Here is a 19,953-nt window from a genome sequence, read left to right on the forward strand (position 1 = left end):
ATTATTTTAGTGAGTAGGCTCAAGTAAAACTCGCTCAATCGTCTTTAAAAAATCCTTTCCTTCATTGTATTTAGGTCTCGGTGGATTGGTATCCGCAAACTTACCTTCTTTGTCGATGATAAAGTAACTTGGCAACCCCATGACACCGTATTGCTTTGCAACTGTGTCTTTAAAGCCATTTTTTAACCGTATATGATGCCCCACTATCCCCCATTTAGCAATGGCTTTCTTCCAATCACTCTCTTTGTCGTCCAAAGAAATGCTCAAAAACACTACTTTGTCAGGCGTACTCAAGGATTCTTTTATCTTTTTGACGTTTTTGGCCTCCGCAATGCAAGAACTACACCAACTTGCCCAAAAATCCAACACAATTACTTTGCCTTTGTAGCTTTCTAACTTCGCCAATGCCTCAACTCCCAAATCAAATGCTTTTTGTCCTTCGGCCACTACTTTTGCTTTGATTTGCCTACCTTTCAAAAAAGGGATGTATGGACTATTTGGATAATCTTCAACGTATTTATCGTAAAGTTTTTGGTTCGTGGGATTCCAGCCTTCTGTTCTGAGCTTATCAAAAATTTGGTACGCAAACTGGTTTTCTGCCACCTTTGGATGGTATAAACTCCGCTGAAAATCCATCAAGCTCATCGTCGAACTTTTAAACATCACCTTCATGTCGTTGTACAGAAAGGAGGATAAGGCATCTAAATAGCCAACGTAATACAATGATTTTGCCGTAGTATCACTTTGTAAAGGCATTGCTCGCGTAAACTTCTTCAGTTCGTTTGGCAAATCATAGAATGGGATTGGAGGCTTGTTTTCGGGCAATAATGGCGTAAAACGGTAACTATTTACCTCTCCTTTGATGTCAGCATACCTGACCTTTGCAAACAGAGGCGACATTGTTCTCTCAAATTTGGCTAACAAATTTATCCTTCCCGCCTCAACAGAATCAATGTATTTAAACTGAAATTCAATAGGCTTACCCAAATTTTGCATAAACTTCTCGCCCCAAGAACCCCAATTGCGGGCATCTTCCACGTAATAATTATACTTGGCAGCATTTACTCCTTTAAACGACATTGTTTCCAAAATTTTTGTGGCATCAAAATACATGGTCACACTGTCCCCCTTTTCGATAAGCCAGTTTCTCAACACAACCGACGATTCATTACTGTGATAAAAATGAATGTAAGCTAAGTCATCTAAAACCAGTTTCAACGTAAACTTATTCGATTTGTCTAGCTTCGCTTCTATGATTTCACGCTCTCCTACTAAACCATGCCGAAGCAAAATAAAAGACATAGACGAATCAAGCGGGTTTTTGATTTCTCCAGAAATAGTTACGTTCTGGGAGAAAACCTTTAGTGGAAAAACCAATAAATAGCTGTAAGACAAAAGGAGGATAGTCCAGGTCTTTTTGAGATGCATAAAAATTGAGAGGTTTATTTTTTGCGCAATATCTCTTCTACTTCTTTCAAAATTCTCGAATCACCTCTCTTGATGATTTTAAGATTTTTGTCCAGCAAAAAGTACGTTGGATAAAAGGTGATATTCAACTGTTTCGCTAACGTTTTGTCCCCCAGACGTAACTCCTCTATTTGCGTCCAACCAATGTCCTTCTTCTTGAGAAGCGCGCGAAGCTGCGCACTGGGCACTTCATTTTCTCCCGCAATCCCTATGATTTGAAGACATGACGCGTCAAAAGTCGTGTATAAGTTTTGTAACTCAGGTATCGCCTTAATGCACGGCCCGCACCAACTCCCCCAAAAATCCAGCAAAATGTAATCCGATTTTATTTCCGACAAGTTGACTTCTTTGTCCTCAATACTCGTCGTCTTAAACGGCCGAATGCGAACCCCTTCGCCCACACTCTCTATTTTCTTGATTTCATCCACAATCGCTTTGTGAAACGGATGGTTTCCCCAAGCGGCTGCATACGCTTGCAGCTGCTCATTGCGCACACTTTTAGACCAAGCTTCCCATCGGCCTGCCAACAAATAAAAGTCTATAAAATTCCTGCGGGGCGCAAAAATGATGCTATCCAACTGTTTGTTTAGCTCTCCAATCGCTTGGTTAGACTTTAACATGTATTTTTCTGCCCCTAATGTATCCCCTGCTGCTAGTAATTTATTGTACTCAATTGTATTTGCTACTAATTTGCCGTGCACTGGCGATACCATATTTTTAATAAAATCATCCCATTCGGTTGTTAACGTGCTGCCTTTGACAGCAAACTTACTGGATTCATCAAAGACCAGTTCCACATCGCGCTCCCAAACAAAATCTCTGAAGGTTTCTATTACGTTATTTGCAACAATTCTGTAAAACGTCAAAGGTGCATTTTTGCGATTTAGTGTCGCTGTTCCTTTGGCAGCGATTGTGAGTGAGTCAAATGGCTGCATTGATTTGTATCCTCCCATTACTTCCACCTGAACCGTTATTGGCTTCTCTGTTGTGTTTTGAATGGTGAGGTTTTGTGCGACGGCAGTCAGGCTACACACAGCCCCCAATGTGCCTACTAGCAATGTCCAAAGTTTCATCGTAACGTTTGTTGAGGGATTTATAAAAATAGATTGTGCTAATTTTTGGTTTTAACGTACCCGAAGCTCGTGCGTAAAAGGCTGGTTTTCGAGCGTTAGGCCGTTGATGGTGACGTAATAGGTAACACCTCTGGGCAAAAGAAATCGAACCAACACCTCTCCTTCTTTCGACAACTCCGTGGTTGGCTGCCAATAAAACAGTTTTCCTTCGTTGACGGAGGCCGTAGGCGCAGCGGAGTGGCTCACCGCCCGCTTGGTCACGACGTTGATGGCTCCGTTTTTACCGCGCAACCCCAACAGCGGATTCGCGCGTTTGATGACTTCAATGCGTTCTACTTCGCTTACGGGAATGGCGCTGAGGCTTTGCAGAGTTCCGTACGGAATGCCATCCAACAAAAAAAGCGGTTCCTCTTCCCCCGACGATGTCGCCCGTAGGCTGTACCCTCCGCCTCGGATTCTTGCCCCTTTTCGGCTAAAACCGCCATTATCGGTCGTTTCGAAAATATCAACGCCAGGCACTTTGCTTTGCAACGCCGTGATGGCGTTCCCCGAAATAATGTCTCGGAGGTCTTTACTTTCCACCACGTAGTCTATTTTTCCCAACAAAGTTTGGGTAGCGCGTTTGTTTTGTTTGACCTTCACTTTTACCTCTTCCAACGTAATGCCATTGTTGGGAGCGACAGCCATCGACGACGTATCGGTAATGGCCACGACGGGCAACGACGTATCGGCCGCGCTCGCTTGCAGGTCTTCGATAACCGCAATCGACACTTTTCCCTGCACGGGCGTTCCGTCTGTTTTTTTCACTTGGATGCGAAAAACCGTCGAATCTCCTTCAAACGAATGTTTGACCGACACCAGCGGTGCGGGAAGTGCCTCTAACGCACTCAAAATGGGAGCTTCGGCTTCCGTTTTAGGCAATAACAACTGCCAATTAGCGGATTCGGGCAGCGGCTCAGGGTCAAAGTCCAGCGGCAACAAATCGGCGACTCGCCGTTCGGCAATGTCCCCCGCCCATTCGCTGCTGTTAGCGTCAAAAAGCAAGCCCGAGGTTGTCACTTCGGCTTTGCCGCCTTTTATACGCAGCCACGACACGGGAAAAGGGGCATCTTGGTACGTCCCGATTCGCGCCACTTGGTTGACATTGAGTACCTCAATTTCATTCCGAATGTACAATTCCCTCGACGTCGGAAACTTGCCCATTCGTACGGCCGCCGTATCGTTGAAAGGAAACAGACGCTTGCCCAACTGCGGGTTCAAATGCGTAAATGTGGTTTTTTCGTGGTAGGTAGGACTGACTTCATACACCACAAACCCTTCTTGCTTGAGTTTGTTTTGGGCCAGTGCTTTCAGGAAGTGCCGCTCCGAGCCTTCATACGCCCGTTGGCGGTTTTCGGCGACTTTCTTTTGTTGTTTGGGGTCTGTCAATTTCAGTTCTTCAAACCGCGCCAAGCCCGCAAAGCTACTGCGTATAGGCGAAACCGTTGCCCGTTGAAGTTCAAAATAGATGTTGTACCCCAACGCTTTGTTTTCGATGGCAATGGGCTGTTTGGCCGAAGCCGAAAACGTATTGCCGTCGCCATCAAAGTCAACGACCCAAGCGTTCAGAATTTTGGTATGGCGAACATTTTCACCCGTCCCGATAAACGCCTTCTCAAATTTTTTGTACTGCTTGAGCCACGTTTGGTCGCGCGTACCTTTAACGGCTATTTCGGCGATGGTTTGTTGGGAAGGAACCAGCGAAATGGGCAGCAAAAGCGTGTCTCGTTGACTGTACGTAATTTTCTGGCGAAAAGTAGTGTAACCCAACAACGAAACCACGACTTCTACGCTACCACCGCGCAGGTGTTGAAAGACATTTTTTAGGGTATAATTCCCCAGCGTATCGGTTTCGGTGGCTTTGGAAGTATTGCTAATAAACACAACGGCAAAAGGAACAGGCGCCGAAGTGTGGGCATCTATTACCTTACCAACCAACACCTGCGTTTGGGCAGTCGTTTTGACGAAGATACCCAACAGTAAACCGACGATAAACTTTCTTGTCCAGAATTTGAGCATACGATTTGGGCGAATGGTGCCATTATTCCAAGAAAGTTAGTGAATTATGCAGTAACTAGCAACTGTTTTTTTACTCCAGAGAGCCCCATACCTAACAAAAAAGCAGAGGCTCTCGCGAACCTCTGCTTTTCTACTAACTCACCTTCAAAACATCTATTTCTACAAACTCAAAATCTTGATTTCGGTACGGCGGTTTTGTTGGTGCTCTTCTTCGGTACAGCCAATGCCGTCTTTGCATTTGTTGACGAGTTTGCTTTCACCGTAACCCGCCGCAATAATCCGCTTTGAATTGACACCTTGTTTTACGATGTACGCCACGGCCGATTTTGCCCGCTGCGTTGAGAGCGTTTTGTTGTACTTGGCCGAGGCACGGCTGTCGGTATGTGACCCAAACTCAATCTTCATTTTCGGGTATTTTTTCATTAGGTCAACCAGCTTATTGAGCTCTACCGTTGCGTCTGAACGAATATCCCATTTGTTGAGGTCATAGTAGATATTATCAATTTTGATGACATCCCCTTTTTCAAACATCGTAATGTTGGCCTCGGTCGTTTCGCCCCCTTTGACTTTGCTACCCATCGTACCCAAGTTATCTTTCATGGCTTCAATCGAGTAATCACAGCCAATAGGCACCTCAAATTTATAGCTTCCGTTTTCGTCCGTCACCGACTCTTGGGTCGAGCCATCGCATTCGTTGTGGAGCAATACTTTTACGCCAGGAATGGGTTTACGTTCTTTTTGCGTTGTTACCAACCCGCGCAACGTAAAGGTCTTAGGCCCCGTATTTTTAGGTTTTGCTTTGTCGAGCGGGATTTCCAATTTTACCAGCTCCGAAATATCCAAGTCTTTGGTGGTAAAATTGCGGGTATTGTTCAAATAGCCTTCGCTCGACGCTTTAAACACAAAATCAATATCGCTATCCAAGCACAAACGAAGGTTTCCTTCGCTGTCGGTCGTCATGGTTTTTGACTCTGGCGCGCTTTCGTCTTTGCTAATGACTTCTACGTCCACGTTGGCCAAGGCGTTCTTGGTTTCAGCGTCAAACACATTTACGATGATGTCTTGGCAAGGGTCTAGTGGCCCCGAACGCTCAAAACGGTACAAATCATCGTCGGCTCCACCGTTACGGCGGTTGCTGCTGAAAAAGCCACTTTTACGCTCGCCGTCGGTAATCAGTCCAAAGTCGTCTTTGGTTGAGTTGATAGGCTCACCAAGGTTCTTTGGCTTTTTGGCCATTACGCCTTCGATGAGTTTGGCATAAAACATGTCTAATCCACCAAGTCCTGCGTGGCCATCTGAGGAGAAATACAAGTTTCCTTGCTCATCGGCAAACGGGAACATTTCGTTGCCTTTGGTATTTACTGCTGGGCCTAGATTGACGGGCACAGACCAGTTGTTGTTTTCGTACTTACTTACATAAATATCCGTTCCCCCAAAGCCACCTGGCATATCGGAGACAAAATACAACAACTTATCGTCCTTCGACAAGGCAGGATGCCCTACCGAATATTCATCGCTGTTGAAGGGTAGTTCTTTAATTTTTCCCCAGTCGCTGCCTGTTTTATCGGCGATGTACAGTTTCAATTTATTCACACCGTCTTTGCTCGTTTTGTACTTGCCATCCAAGTAATTATTACGAGTAAAGAGCATTTTACTTCCATCTTTAAAGAAAGCCACGGGGCCTTCGTGGTATTTTGAGTTGATGGCTTTCCCCATGTTTTGCGATTCAATTTTCGCATTTTGAAGAGGGTCAGGTTTACCATTGCTCGTTACTTTGAAATTCCCTGGCGTATTCGAATCGTTGGCTGTTCTTTCGGTGTATTCATCCGCGCCAAGCAAATACACGCCTTTACCTTTGGCCGCTCTTGCGGTGGTTTCAGAACCACCCACACGGCTTGTTTTAGCCGAGTTGACCACCGACAAATCAGGGATTTCGTACAAATCCAAAAACGCGGTTTGGTTCCAACCGTAGGTTCGTTTGATGTTTACACCTTCATTTCTTGAAGACACAAACACCAAGCCTTTTTTATAATAGGTAGGGCTAAATTCTGCTCTATTGGTATTTATATTATCGAGTGCCTCAATCTTATAACTTGTTTTATTCTTTTTAAGCTTATTTACGTCGCCGTAAAGCTTTGTAAATTCTTTGCCACGGTTGTCGTCTTGTTGTGCTTGGCTGTAGCGCTCATACATGTCCTTTGCCTCATCGTATTTGCCATTGCTTGCCAATGCCTGGGCGTAGTACAAATAGCTACTTGCTTGACTTTTAGGAATACTTTTTGTTTCTCCAAACAAAAGTCGATACACACGTTCGGCATTTTGGGTATCTCTAATTTGGTGATAGCTATGCCCTAGTTTGACGAGTGTATTTACTTTGGTAGAGTCTTTTAGGTTGTCTTTTAATGACTGCTCATAAAGCTCGATAGCCTTTGAATAGGCCATCATTTCGTATTGGCGATTTGCGTGACTCAACGTCGTCTGGGCCTTCACTTCAACACATGCAAGCGCAACTACCAATAGAGTCGATAAGATAGACGTCTTCATAATTCCAAAATTTGGGTAAAGAAAAAGGTATATTCCCCTGTTGGCGTTGCAATACCCCTTCATGAAGAATATACCCTTAACTAGATTTTACTATTAAACCCTTAGAAATAACGTGGAGTAAGAATCTTACTCTTGCTGAATCCGAATTCGTAACGCAGCATGATTTCGTGGGTTGGGATGTTCAAAAACTTACGACTTTGATTGAGGTTGTTACGAGTCCAGTCGTACGAGTATCCCAATCGGAATTGATCAGAAAGCTGAAGCTCAATCATTCCTACGAGTGCGTCGCCTTTCATGATGCTACCATCAGGAAGTTGTTGAATTTTGCCCGCATAAGTTGAAAAGCGATTGTGACGATACGACACCCCAAAAGCGATGCGGTCGTTGAACCACAAGTTCATGTTTCCATCCAACGATAGACCCGCGCCATTTACGTAGCGAACCATCATTGAGGGTTTGAGTTTAACCGAGTTACGGCCTACGACAAACCCACCCATTGCGTACAAGTGGCGACGTACTTTCGCACGTTGGTCGTTGTCATAATCATTCAAATTGTTCTCAATCAAATAAGGTACTGACACCCCGAGGTATGAGCGGTCGTTGCTCAGGTAAATACCCGTACCGAAGTTTGGCAGAATTTTCGAGATGTTACTAGCAAAAGCAGGATCGGATAAGTTATTTCCTAAATCTGCCTTGGCCAAATCCCAGCGAAAATTCATGGCACCACCCTGCAAACCTAATGCCAAAGTTGTACGTTCGCCAACTTTAATTCGGAAAGCGTAAGAAAGCATCGCACCTGTCCAGTTTTCGAGACCAATTTGGTCGTTGAACAACTGCAAGCCCAACCCTACTCTTTCGCGGTTTACGGGCATATCAATACTGAAAGTTGCGGTTTGGGGTGCTCCTGTCATTCCGCCCCATTGGTTACGGTATAGTGCAGTTGCACTTAGCACGTCACGACTCCCAGCATACGCGGGGTTCAAGGCCATCATGTTAAACATGTACTGCGAGAACAACTTGTCCTGCTGGGCCCAGGTTTTACTGCTGCTAATCAGAGCGATTAGCAGCAGTAAGAACGCATACTTTTGTTTGATGAGGTTGATCATCGTTATTAGCGGTTAATGGTCATAAATCGACTTGACTTCTTAATCTCGCCGCCGTTTTGGTCAATCAGAACTACGTTGTAGAAGTAAGTTCCAGCAGGGATGCTCTGATTACTTGTTCCAATACCTACGTTTGATGTACCTTCCCAATCGTTGTTATAATCGTTGTTACGATACACCAAATTCATCCAGCGGTTATAGATTTCTAATACAATCTTCGTGCCAGATGGGTGACGAATGACAAATTTATCATTGATACCGTCGCCGTTTGGTGAGAAACCTTCTGGGATAAACATACCGCCATCCGAAGGAATCACAATTGGAGTAAACTCAGACTCTGCTGCCCCTGTTGGGTCGTTGTCGTTGTTCAAATCTGGGTTCAGACCGTTTGTTGACAAGTCTGTTACCGTAGTTTGACCAGCGAGGGCCGTTCCAAGAGCACGGTTTTGGTAAGGAGTCAAACGTCCATCCGTTGTCACATTGATTGTGAAGAACAACGAGTCAGTACGTCCACCTGCCAAACGGCTTTGTTCTGCAATCAAGAGATTAACATCACGAAGACCATCAAAGTCAGGGTTGATACGTAGTGTGCTTGAATCATTTGCCGTTGGTGTACCAACCAATTGATAGCTTGCGCCAGTCAATGAGCCATATACTTTCGACAATGAGTCTGATACCTGAACGTTCGTCAATGTACCCGTTCCGTAGTTTTTGAGGATGACACGGTAAGTGATGTTCAAGCTACCGTCGCCTTTGCGCAAGGTATCTTTGATTGACATCGCCAAACCAAGCAATCCTTTACCTGGAGTCGAGTTAAGCGATACTGGTGTCGATTCGCTGTTGTTACGTGGATCAAGGTCATTGTCAGGGTCAGCATTTGAACCTACCGTTGACGTATCCGACGTTGCAACCCCTGCTTGGGTGAGTGCCGAACCAATCGCAATGTTATTGAACGTTGTTACCGAATCAGGGTTGAACAACGATACAATTACTGCAAGGTTGATTTTGCGAGACGCACCTTTTGGCAATGAGCTCAACGAATCTACCAACATGTTTGTAAGAAGCCCTTGACCTGTGTAGTTAGATTCTACTGCGAATCCTTCGTCGGCAGTTACAAGTGGCTTACCAATAATCGCCGCTTTGTTTCCAAATGTAAGACCTAAGTCGTCTTTTACTTGAACCTTTGCAAGGTCATTTGTACCCAAGTTCGTCACAGTGATTGTGTATGGAATTTTGAAAGTTCCATTTTCAAGCAATACTGGTGAACCTGCTGACTTAGACAAACCAATCAAGGTACTTGGCAAATCGAAACGTACTGCTGTAGAAGTGCTCGCTGGGGCATCCACCACTGTACCTTTGTTTGACACATCAGATACTGGTGTTCCGCTTCCATCACCACTTGCTACTACATTACCAGCAAACGGTCCGTAGTTGCCGTTAGGCTTGATATTTACAACTACTGTAATCACCTCTTCTGCACCTACTGCAAGTGCGCTTCCAGTACCTAAGATGTTCTTATCAGTCGTTCCGTTGTAGTTGGCATTTGGAACCAACGTGCTTCCACTAGCTACTGCTGGTGCGCCCACTACGGTAAACGTAGCTGGTGCGCCAATCTTACTAGTTAAGCTATCCGCAATTGCTACATTCGTAAGTGGCACATTTCCTACGTTTTTAACTGTAATCTTGTACGTTACGTCGTAGCTTTCATCGCTTCCTTCACCTTTCTTCGTGATTTTATCAACCGCAAGCGCAACACCGATAGCTGGGCTAACTGTACCATCGCTTACTACGATACTTACTGAAGATTGGTTGTTTGAAGTAGCTGGGTCAACTTGGTCAGCATACGTAATCAAGGCTTTGTTGGTCACTTGGTTACCTGCTTTGATTGCTTTCGCTACGACAGTCAATGTAGCCGAATCTCCCGATGCCAACGTTGCAATGCGTGTTGTAAGTGTACCGTTTGATGCTGTCATTCCTGAAGTAGAAACCACTTCAAGTTCAGCTGGCATCACGTCACGTACATCCACGTTAGTTGCTGTATGAGGGCCACCGTTTTTCACTACAATTTTATACGTTACTTGCTCACCTAAGCTTACAACCGACTTGTTAGCCGTTTTTGCAATGCTTACATCTGAACGAAGCGTGTCAGTAGCACAGTCAAAGATTTTCACTTCAACTGCGGCTGGTGCACTGTAGCATCCATCTTTCTTGTAGTAGATGTAGTAAGTGCCAGCTCCAACTGCTTCTGGTGTTCCGACCAAGCAAGTGCAAAGGCGTTCGGCTGCCGAACGGAATTCCGTCGTGTAGTTTGAACCACCTTCAATCGCTTTTGTCAAATCCACGGTAGTACTTGGGCAAGTATTACGCATGTTTTTCACGATTGGCGTTGGTACCGACTTCACTACTACTGTAATGTAAGCGGAGTTCACTGAGCAGCAACGTTTAGCGTCCACCAAGGCGTAAGAGTAAGTACCTGGCTCAGTCACATTCCACTGTCTGATACCATCAGAGGCAGGGAACAACACTTTACCATCCTTAAACCATTTCACTTGATAGCCTTCTTCGCTTGCTTTCAATTTCACGGTGTCGCCTTGGCAGATAGTAATTGTTTGTGGCAATGTATCTGCTTTAAGCGTACCGTTTACGATGATTTGAGGTCTGAATTTGATACCTTCAAACACCAACTTCAAGGCATCTTTACCTGCAACACACTTACCGTCACCGTCTGGATCGTTGGTGGTAAGGGTGAGTATTACGTCACCCTTAATCAAGTCTTCCAACGATGGATAATAAGTTGCATCAAGTGCAAGAGCGTTGCTGAAACGACCCGTACCGTTTGTTGTCCAAACCGCGCTTGTCGCTACACCACCAATCTTACCATCGAGTTTGTATTCAAGAGCCGCACAGATTGAAGCATCTGCACCTGCATCCGCCGTAGCTGGATTAGTTTCGCATGGCGTTGTTTCGCAAGATGAAATCTGTACGTAAATCGCCACACCTTCGCTATAACAGCCTGTTGTTGAGCGGAAGAATGCGTAGTAAGTACCTGCTACACCTACTGCCGATGGGGTTTCTACCAACGGTGAGCTTGGTGTATTTCCTTTACGGAATTCAAGTACTAGACCCGAACCTGCCGTGTAGTTCTTAACAGCCGTTGCCAAATCAACCGTCTTCACTGGGCAAACATTGGCGATGTTTACGACCACTGGAGTTGTTACTTTCGGCGCTACTGAGACGTTCACTGGGTTCGATGCTACACTCTTACAAGCTTCATTGTTGCAGCAGTATGCTACATAAATGGTGCTTGCCGCTGGAACAATCGTGATTGAACTTCCAATTTGGCCATTTGACCATTGGATGTATCCATTACACTGGCTCGTTGTTGAGAGCGTTACTGACTCACCGAAGCACAAGCTTGTTTTCGATGCTGTAATCACTGGAGCTTCTGGTTTGCCAACCGTAATTGTGATTGGTGTAGAAGCCGAGCTAGTACAGTTACCTACTTTGCATGTGGCCGTGTAAGTAGTAGTTGTTTCTGGCGTTACGGTAATTGCGCTACCTGTAGCTCCATTTGACCATACTACTGTTCCTTCACAACCTGACGCTTTCAAGCTTACTGATTCGCCTTTGCAAATCAATGTATTCGATACCAAGATTGTTGGTGCATATACTTTTGTAACGACCACAGTCAAGGCATTCGATGCTTCGCTTGTGCAATCACCTTTCTGACATACAGCTGTGTATGTAGTTGTACCTACTGGATTAACAGTGATGCTGCTTCCAGTTGCACCGTTTGACCAGTTGATTGTACCACCTTCACAACCAGTTGCAGTAAGCGATACTGGCGTACCTTCACAAACAACCGCAGCATTTGCAGCAATTACTGGTGCTGTGCAAGTCTTCACAGTTACTGTTACAGGAACTGATGCCGAGCTTACGCATACGCCTACTTTACATACTGCTGTGTAAGAAGTTGTAGAAGTTGGTGATACCACGATGCTTGCTCCCGTCTGACCATTCGACCAAGTGATTTCGCCTTCGCAACCTGTTGCAGTCAACACTGAAGACTCACCTAGCTTGATGCTTGATGGTGCTACTGTCACGGTTGGAGGTGTTACTGGAATCACCTTGATGGTGTAATCAGCCGATACTGGGCTTGAGCACTCACCTACTTTACAGATGGCAGTATAAGTAGTAGTTACAGTAGGTGTAGCTACGATAGCTGGGCCTGTTTGACCTGTTGACCACTGAACTATGCCTGCACAGTTTTTCACTTCAAGTGTTACGCTTTCACCTGGGCAGAGCTTGTCAGTGCTACAAATTACCACTGGTTTCTCTGGCGCAGGTACTACTGTTACAGTAGCCGTAGCTGGAGCGCTTTCACACTTACCTACTTTACAGATTGCTGTGTAAGTAGTTGTCGTTGTTACTACTGGTTCGATGCTTGAACCTGTAGCTCCTGTGTTCCAAGTGATTGTTCCACCGTTACATCCTGCTGCTGTCAACTTCACTTTCGTACCCGCACATACTGTTGATGATGGGCTTACGGTGATTGTTGGCGCCGTTGCGTTTTGACCTACTGTTACTGTTACGCTTGCTGGTGCGCTATCGCACTTACCATTTACGCGGCAAGAAACTGTGTAAGTCGTTGTCGTTGCTGGAGATACTGTAATGCTTGCTACACCCGTTGCTCCTGTGCTCCACACATATGTGCCTGAGCATCCTGAAGCTGTGAGTACTGAGCTTTCACCTGCGCAGATGCTTGTGTTAGAAGCAACTACGGTTGGTGCTGCACCCGCTGTTGTTACAGTTACCTTCACTTTATTTGATTTAGCACTTTCGCAAGTACCTACTTTACATACCGCTGTGTACTCTGTTGTAGAAGCTGGGCTTACTACGATTGAGCTTCCAGTCAAACCGTTTGACCAAACGATTGTACCTTCACAAGTGCTGCTTGTTGTAAGCGTTGTGCTCTGGCCTGCGCAAATCAACGTTGGTTCCGCTGCAATTGTTGGTGCAGTTGGGTTACCTACTGTGATTGTTGCTGGAGCAGATGGAGCGCTTACGCACTTACCTACTGTACAAGTGGCAGTGTAAGTAGTTGTAGAAGCTGGTGTCACCACGATGCTTGCACCTGATGCGCCATTTGACCACAATACAGTTCCTGCACAACCTGCGGCAGTCAAGGTTACGCTTGAGCCGTTACAAACTGCACTTGAACTAGCTGTTACTGTCGGTGCCGAAATTGGAGTTACAGTAATCACGTAGTCTTTCGAGCGTGACTTACATCCACCATTGTTACATACTGCCCAGTAAGCAGTTGTTGTAGATGGTGTTACTACAATCGCTGGACCAGTTTCGCCCGTTGACCATTCTACAACTCCCGTGCAGTTTTTCACTTCGAGTGTTACGCTTTCGCCTGGACAAACTTTGTCTGTGCTACAAATAACCTCTGGTGTTGGACCGCCTGGTGTTACAGTGATTGTTACACTTGCTTTTGGACTTTCACACTTACCGATTTTGCAATAAGCAGTGTAAGTTGTCGTCGTGCCTGGTGTTACTGTGATTTGAGCGCCTGTTGCACCTGTATTCCAGTAAAGTGTACCTGCACAATTAGCAGCTGTCAATACAACCGAGCTTCCAGCACAGATAGTCGTCGAAGGACTTACTGTGATTGTTGGCGTCGTTGGTGTATTTACATAAATCGTGATTACGTTTGATGGCACGCTTTCGCAACCATTTTTCTTACATGTTGCCGTGTAAGTAGTAGTAGTTACTGGACTAACAGTGATGCTAGAACCTGTTGCGCCGTTTGACCATAGGATGGTTCCACCTGCACAACCTACTGCATGAATTTCTACGCTTTCACTTGGACAGATATTCGTAGTAGCACATGCCAAGATTGGTGGTTCTGGTTTCACGCAATCCACTTTAATCGTCACACTTGACGTGTCATTAGACGTTTTGCTTGGGTCGTTGTCTGGGCTCTTCACAATCGCCGTGTTAGTAATTGTACCAACAGCGTTGATTGTTGCACGGATTTTCAACGTACGGTTTGCAGCATTTGCCAAGTTTCCGATTGTCCAAACACCAGAAGCAGCATTGTACTCAGCAGCTGGATCTGCACTTACAAACGTCAATGACGCTGGTAATACATCGCTTACTGTTACACTTGTAGCGTTTACTGGGCCATTGTTAGAAGCAACCACGTTGTACGTAATTGTTTGACCAACTGTATAAGGACCTGCTTCTACTACTGATTTTGCCACTGCTAAGTCAGTGAATTTAATACAAGGCTTGATTGTAAGTTTCAACAATGCACCATTGCTATACTCACCGCATTTAGCTACTTCAAACAAGAAGTACTCGCCTGATGTACATACTTTCGTTGGATCAGCTACTTGTGTACCAGGTTTGTGGTCAAAAGTAGTGTACCATTCGAAACGTCCACCTTCAGTGCGAATTTCACTGTGGATGAAGCTAGTCAAGTCAACACACTCGTTAGGACATGTATTTTCGCCCATGCCACCACAAGTTGGTGTTGGAGGAATGACACATGGTACTTTCACGGTGATAACCTCATCATCTTCATCATCTTCTTTCGGTGTACCTGTACCGTTGCCTGGAGTTGAGTCAGGATCAGGTTGGTCAGACTTGCTTACTTGAGCAAAGTTCTTAATGGTTCCTGAACCAGTTACTTTTACTACAAACGAAAGTGAAACAGTTGCACCAGAATCAATTTGAGCAATTTTTCCAGTCAATACTGAACCTGTCAATGTAAATGCAGCATCACCTGATACGTACTGCAATCCAGCTTTCAATGTATCTGTTACTTCTACATTGGTAGCTTTTGACGGCCCACTGTTAGTTACTTTAATAGTATAAGTAACGTTATCGTTCTGATTTGGCGTTTTGTTGCTAACTGTTTTAGCCAAACTCAAATCAGCTGGACATCTCTTAATCGTTACCTCAGCCAACGCACCATTGCTATATACACCACAAGCAGCTACTTCAAACAAATAGTATTTACCAGAAGCACATACTTTTGTTGGATCAGCAACCAATGGATCAGTTGGGCGTGGGCCTGTGCGCCACTCAAACTTACCACCAGGCGTACGAATATCGCTTGAGATATGTGCCATTAAGTTCACACAAACCTCTGGGCAGTCATTCGTAATTGTACCCGTACATGTTGGAGTTGGCGGAATTGGACAAGGTGCCAAGAATACTGGCTCGTCGTCATCATCGTCTTCACCACGTGTGAAGCCGTTGCCTGGCGTCGAATCCTTATCCTTCACAGTGTTGCCATTTCTATCTTTCGCGTCTTTAATCTGCGCGTAGTTCGTTAGGCTTGTTCCTGTGAAGTTTGCATTTACACGTACCGTGATGTCAACCGAAGCTGTTGCACCTGGTGCCAATGGGCCTGCAATCGCCGTGTTCAACGTCGCAATCTGACCCGCTGCTGTCCAATCCGCATCTGCCAACGTCATGCCTACTGGCAATGAATCTGACAATACGATGTTTGTCGCTGTCATTGAACCTTCGTTCTTCACTGTCAACGTAAACGTTACCAAATCGCCTGGAGCTACGTTTGCGCTCTGACCCGCTGCTAATGACTTAGCCAATGCTAGGTCGAACGTTGTCAAACCTGCATCTACTGTCAAATCACTGCGTTTCTCAGGTGTCAATACTACTGCGCCTGTAAAGCCAGTTGTAGGATTTGCATCACTATCTGTTACATCTGAACCAGTGTTTGGACGCAAGCTCAACTGACATGTGTCTGGCAAGCTCTTCGTGTCAAACTGTACATAGTACGTTCCTACTGGCAAGTTGCTGAACAAATATTGTCCATTTACACCTGTCAACACTGAATCTCTCTTCGATACTGGGCCGTTCGCGTTGCCTGTCCACAAAATCACCTTCACGTTTTGCACGCCTGGCTCTCCTGCATCCTGCTGACCATTGTCATTGCGATCTTTCCATACAAAGTCTCCAATGCTTCCAAGTGGTGTCACTTGAATTGGCTCGTCGTCATCATCGTCTTCACCACGGGTGAAGCCGTTGCCTGGCGTCGAATCCTTATCTTTCACAGTATTGCCATTTCTATCTTTCGCGTCTTTAATCTGCGCGTAGTTCGTTAGGCTTGTTCCTGTGAAGTTTGCATTTACACGTACCGTGATGTCAACCGAAGCTGTTGCACCTGGTGCCAATGGGCCTGCAATCGCCGTGTTCAACGTCGCAATCTGACCCGCTGCTGTCCAATCTGCATCTGCCAACGTCATGCCTACTGGCAATGAATCTGACAATACGATGTTTGTCGCTGTCATCGAACCTTCGTTCTTCACTGTCAACGTAAACGTCACCAAATCGCCTGGCGTTACGTTTGCACTTTGGCCCGCTGCCAATGACTTCGTCAACGCTAGGTCGAACGATGTCAAACCTGCATCTACTGTCAAATCACTGCGTTTCTCAGGTGTCAATACTACTGCGCCTGTAAAGCCAGTTGTAGGATTTGCATCACTATCTGTTACATCTGAACCAGTGTTTGGACGCAAGCTCAGCTGACATGTGTCTGGCAAGCTCTTCGTGTCAAACTGTACATAGTACGTTCCTACTGGCAAGTTGCTGAACAAATATTGTCCATTTACACCTGTCAACACTGAATCTCTCTTCGATACTGGGCCGTTCGCGTTGCCTGTCCACAAAATCACCTTCACGTTTTGCACGCCTGGCTCTCCTGCATCCTGCTGACCATTGTCATTGCGATCTTTCCATACAAAGTCTCCAATGCTTCCAAGTGGTGTCACTTGAATTGGCTCGTCGTCATCATCGTCTTCACCACGGGTGAAGCCGTTGCCTGGCGTCGAATCCTTATCTTTCACAGTATTGCCATTCTTATCTTTCGCGTCTTTAATCTGCGCGTAGTTCGTTAGGCTTGTTCCTGTGAAGTTTGCATTTACGCGTACTGTGATGTCAACCGAAGCTGTTGCACCTGGTGCCAATGGGCCTGCAATCGCTGTGTTTAACGTCGCAATCTGACCCGCTGCTGTCCAATCTGCATCTGCCAACGTCATGCCTACTGGCAATGAATCTGACAATACGACATTTGTCGCAATCATCGAACCTTCGTTCTTCACTGTCAACGTAAACGTTACCAAATCGCCTGGCGTTACGTTTGCACTTTGACCCGCTGCCAATGACTTCGTCAACGCTAGGTCGAACGATGTAACTGCGGCGTCAACCGTTGGATTGTCTTTATCGATACCACCTTTGGTTGGATCAATCACAATGGTTGCTGTGCGTCCTGTTACAGGGTTGGCATCATTATCCGTTACATCTGAACCCACATTCTGATTCAAGCTCAACTGACAAGTATCAGGCAAGCTAGTTGGGTCAAACACTACTTGATAAGAACCACCTGCTAGGTTAGTAAAGAGATAGTCTCCGCTAATGCCTGTGTAAACCGTATCAATTGGAGAGAATGTGTTGCCGCTACCTTTATATAATATAACGCGTACATTTTTCACTCCTGGTTCACCGCTGTCTTGCTGACCATTGTCGTTCAAGTCTTTCCATACAAAGTCGCCGATGCTGCCAAGTGGGCTAAACAATGCACCGTCAATTGTAGGATTGTCTTTGCTGATGCCACCCAAAGCAGGATCAATCTTCACAACTGGGCTCAAGCCTGATGTTGGATTGAAATCGCTATCTTTAGTATCATCACCACCTTGATTCACTTTCGTGCTCAACACACAACCTTCAGGCAAGGTGCTTGTTACAATCTGAACGATGTAATCACCTTTGACTAAGTTATTAAATGTATAATAACCCATCTTGCCAGCGTTTGTTACAGTCACCATTGAATCTAATTTAGAAACTGGCAAACCGCTTGAGTTGGCACTCCACAAAATCACTTTCACCCCATTGACTCCTGTTTCAGAAGCATCTTGGATACCGTCATTGTTTGTGTCTTTCCAAACATAGTCTCCAATGCTACCCAACAAGTTGCGCAATGCGGCATCGACCGTTGGATTATCCTTATTAATTCCACCTAACGTTGGGTCAAGTGCAATGATTGGGCTAAGTCCAGTCGTTGGGCTAAAGTCGTTGTCTTTGGTATCATCACTTCCTTTATTAGTAGAGTCGCTCAACACACAACCTGCTGGCAACGTACCCACCAATACTTTCAATTGATAATCTCCTTTTGACAACCCTTCAAACGAATACCAACCAGGATTTCCTCCCGATGGGTTGTTTGCAGTGGTAGTTGTATCTACTGCTACTAAAGTTCCTCCTTGATTTCTTTGGAATAGAACTACTTTAACACCATTTACACCTGTATTGCCGTCATCTTGGATACCATTGTTATTGGTATCTTTCCAAACGTAATCCCCAATGCTACCAAGTGGGCTAAACAATGCACCATCAACAGTTGGGTTATCCTTTAATATGCCACCTTGTTCTGGATCTAACGTAATAACTTGGCTAATGCCTGTCGTTGCGTTAAAATCATTGTCTTTGGTATCATCACCACCTTGATTGACTTTAGTACTTAAAATACAACCTGTTGGCAACGTTGACTTGTCAATTTGAACAATGTAATCACCAGCTACCAATCCTGTGAAACTATAATACCCGCCTTTTGTATTATCGGCAGGGTTTGTCGTTGTCAGGGTTGAATCAAGTGGTGTTGTTGGCACACCATTTACGGCGCTCCAAAGAATCACACGAACGCCGTTTACACCAGCTTCGCCCGAATCTTGAATACCATTATCATTCACATCTTTCCATACAAAATCACCAATGCTTCCAAGTGGCCCTGGAATCACGATAATTTCACAACATCCAGTAGCGGGACAAGTATTGACCTGTGCCGTAAATGAAAAACGTCCTGTACCTTTAATAATTAAGGTATCACCACTTACAGAGGCACTATCAGCCGCGGCACCAGTAATTGGGCCTTTGCCTACTTTTGTCCATGTTAGGTTTGAATACCCTGGCACAGCGAGAGCAACTGTGTACTCATCGCCCGGATACCACAAAAGCGGCACTGAGAAACAGGCCGTTGCGTAATCATCTTCCCCTAAAACACCGTTGCCCGGGTCTGAATCAGCATCTTCCTGATTCGCACCCATTGACATCACTTCCGCGATGTTGAAGTAAACACCTCGACCAGTAACTGTTCCTGTTAACTCAAGTTTAACAGAATCTCCAGCACTGATGGTGGGAATACTCCACAACCCTGTTACAGCGTCGAATGTTGTTCCTGCAGCAGGAGAGTTTCCAGTGAGGGTTGCACCTCCCGATGGGAAGATGTCCTTCACCACGACAGCCGTAGCAGCGTCTGGTCCGTCGTTTTTGGCGTAGATCGTAAACTTGATAGATTGACCAATGGTAGGTTGAGAAACACTAACCTGCTTGGTAAGTTTAACATCTACTGTTTTTTGTGCTACCTGAGCTACTGCTGAAATGGCAGTAACTAGCACTAACATAAGCATTCCCATCAATGACTTAATGGGCTTCAGCATGCGATTTTTCGGGACAGCCGAACCAACATATCCTATTGGTTCATAGCCTTTTACCTCCTCCTCCGTCAATGGCGGGGAGGTAGATACCCATCGTCTCGACTTTTCGTCGAAACGCGTCCCCAGAACACGCTGCTTATTCTGAGGAGGAGAAATGGATAACTGACTCATAGTCTGCAAAAT

General features: G+C 45.4%; 6 protein-coding genes. All 6 read right to left on the reverse strand.

Annotated features, from left to right (window positions below; translation table 11 throughout):
- Window positions 1–6: 6 nt before the first annotated feature.
- The 6 genes from AC23N5_RS00545 to AC23N5_RS00570 all read right to left on the reverse strand — a co-directional run bounded on the left by AC23N5_RS00545 (window position 7) and on the right by AC23N5_RS00570 (window position 19,941).
- Complete coding sequence (locus AC23N5_RS00545) at window positions 7–1,302, reverse strand: TlpA family protein disulfide reductase (RefSeq protein ID WP_487754110.1); 1,296 nt, start codon at window positions 1,300–1,302, stop codon at window positions 7–9.
- A 140-nt stretch (window positions 1,303–1,442) separates the two neighbouring features.
- A complete protein-coding gene (locus AC23N5_RS00550; protein ID WP_487754111.1) occupies window positions 1,443–2,540 on the reverse strand; it encodes a redoxin domain-containing protein in 1,098 nt (365 codons plus the stop codon).
- A gap of 51 nt (window positions 2,541–2,591) precedes the next feature.
- Window positions 2,592–4,598, reverse strand: coding sequence for a carboxypeptidase-like regulatory domain-containing protein (locus AC23N5_RS00555; RefSeq protein ID WP_487754112.1), 2,007 nt, complete (start codon window positions 4,596–4,598; stop codon window positions 2,592–2,594).
- Between the two features lie 159 nt (window positions 4,599–4,757).
- The gene (locus AC23N5_RS00560) at window positions 4,758–7,142 is read right to left on the reverse strand and encodes a carboxypeptidase regulatory-like domain-containing protein (protein WP_183972048.1); all 2,385 of its coding nucleotides are present in this window, start codon (window positions 7,140–7,142) and stop codon (window positions 4,758–4,760) included.
- Between the two features lie 101 nt (window positions 7,143–7,243).
- Complete coding sequence (locus AC23N5_RS00565; RefSeq protein WP_122932248.1) at window positions 7,244–8,248, reverse strand: PorP/SprF family type IX secretion system membrane protein; 1,005 nt, start codon at window positions 8,246–8,248, stop codon at window positions 7,244–7,246.
- A 5-nt stretch (window positions 8,249–8,253) separates the two neighbouring features.
- Window positions 8,254–19,941 (reverse strand): SdrD B-like domain-containing protein, encoded by an 11,688-nt coding sequence (locus tag AC23N5_RS00570; RefSeq protein WP_487754113.1) that lies wholly within the window; start codon window positions 19,939–19,941, stop codon window positions 8,254–8,256.
- Window positions 19,942–19,953: the final 12 nt, after the last annotated feature.

Source organism: Runella sp. R5_40 (genome assembly GCF_057652295.1).

Excerpts from the sequence above, each read along its gene's own strand:
- AC23N5_RS00545 (WP_487754110.1), bottom strand. The coding sequence starts at position 1,302 with ATGTCTTTTATTTTGCTTCGGCATGGTTTAGTAGGAGAGCGTGAAATC.
- AC23N5_RS00550 (WP_487754111.1), bottom strand. The coding sequence starts at position 2,540 with ATGAAACTTTGGACATTGCTAGTAGGCACATTGGGGGCTGTGTGTAGC.
- AC23N5_RS00555 (WP_487754112.1), bottom strand. The coding sequence starts at position 4,598 with ATGCTCAAATTCTGGACAAGAAAGTTTATCGTCGGTTTACTGTTGGGT.
- AC23N5_RS00560 (WP_183972048.1), bottom strand. The coding sequence starts at position 7,142 with ATGAAGACGTCTATCTTATCGACTCTATTGGTAGTTGCGCTTGCATGT.
- AC23N5_RS00565 (WP_122932248.1), bottom strand. The coding sequence starts at position 8,248 with ATGATCAACCTCATCAAACAAAAGTATGCGTTCTTACTGCTGCTAATC.
- AC23N5_RS00570 (WP_487754113.1), bottom strand. The coding sequence starts at position 19,941 with ATGAGTCAGTTATCCATTTCTCCTCCTCAGAATAAGCAGCGTGTTCTG.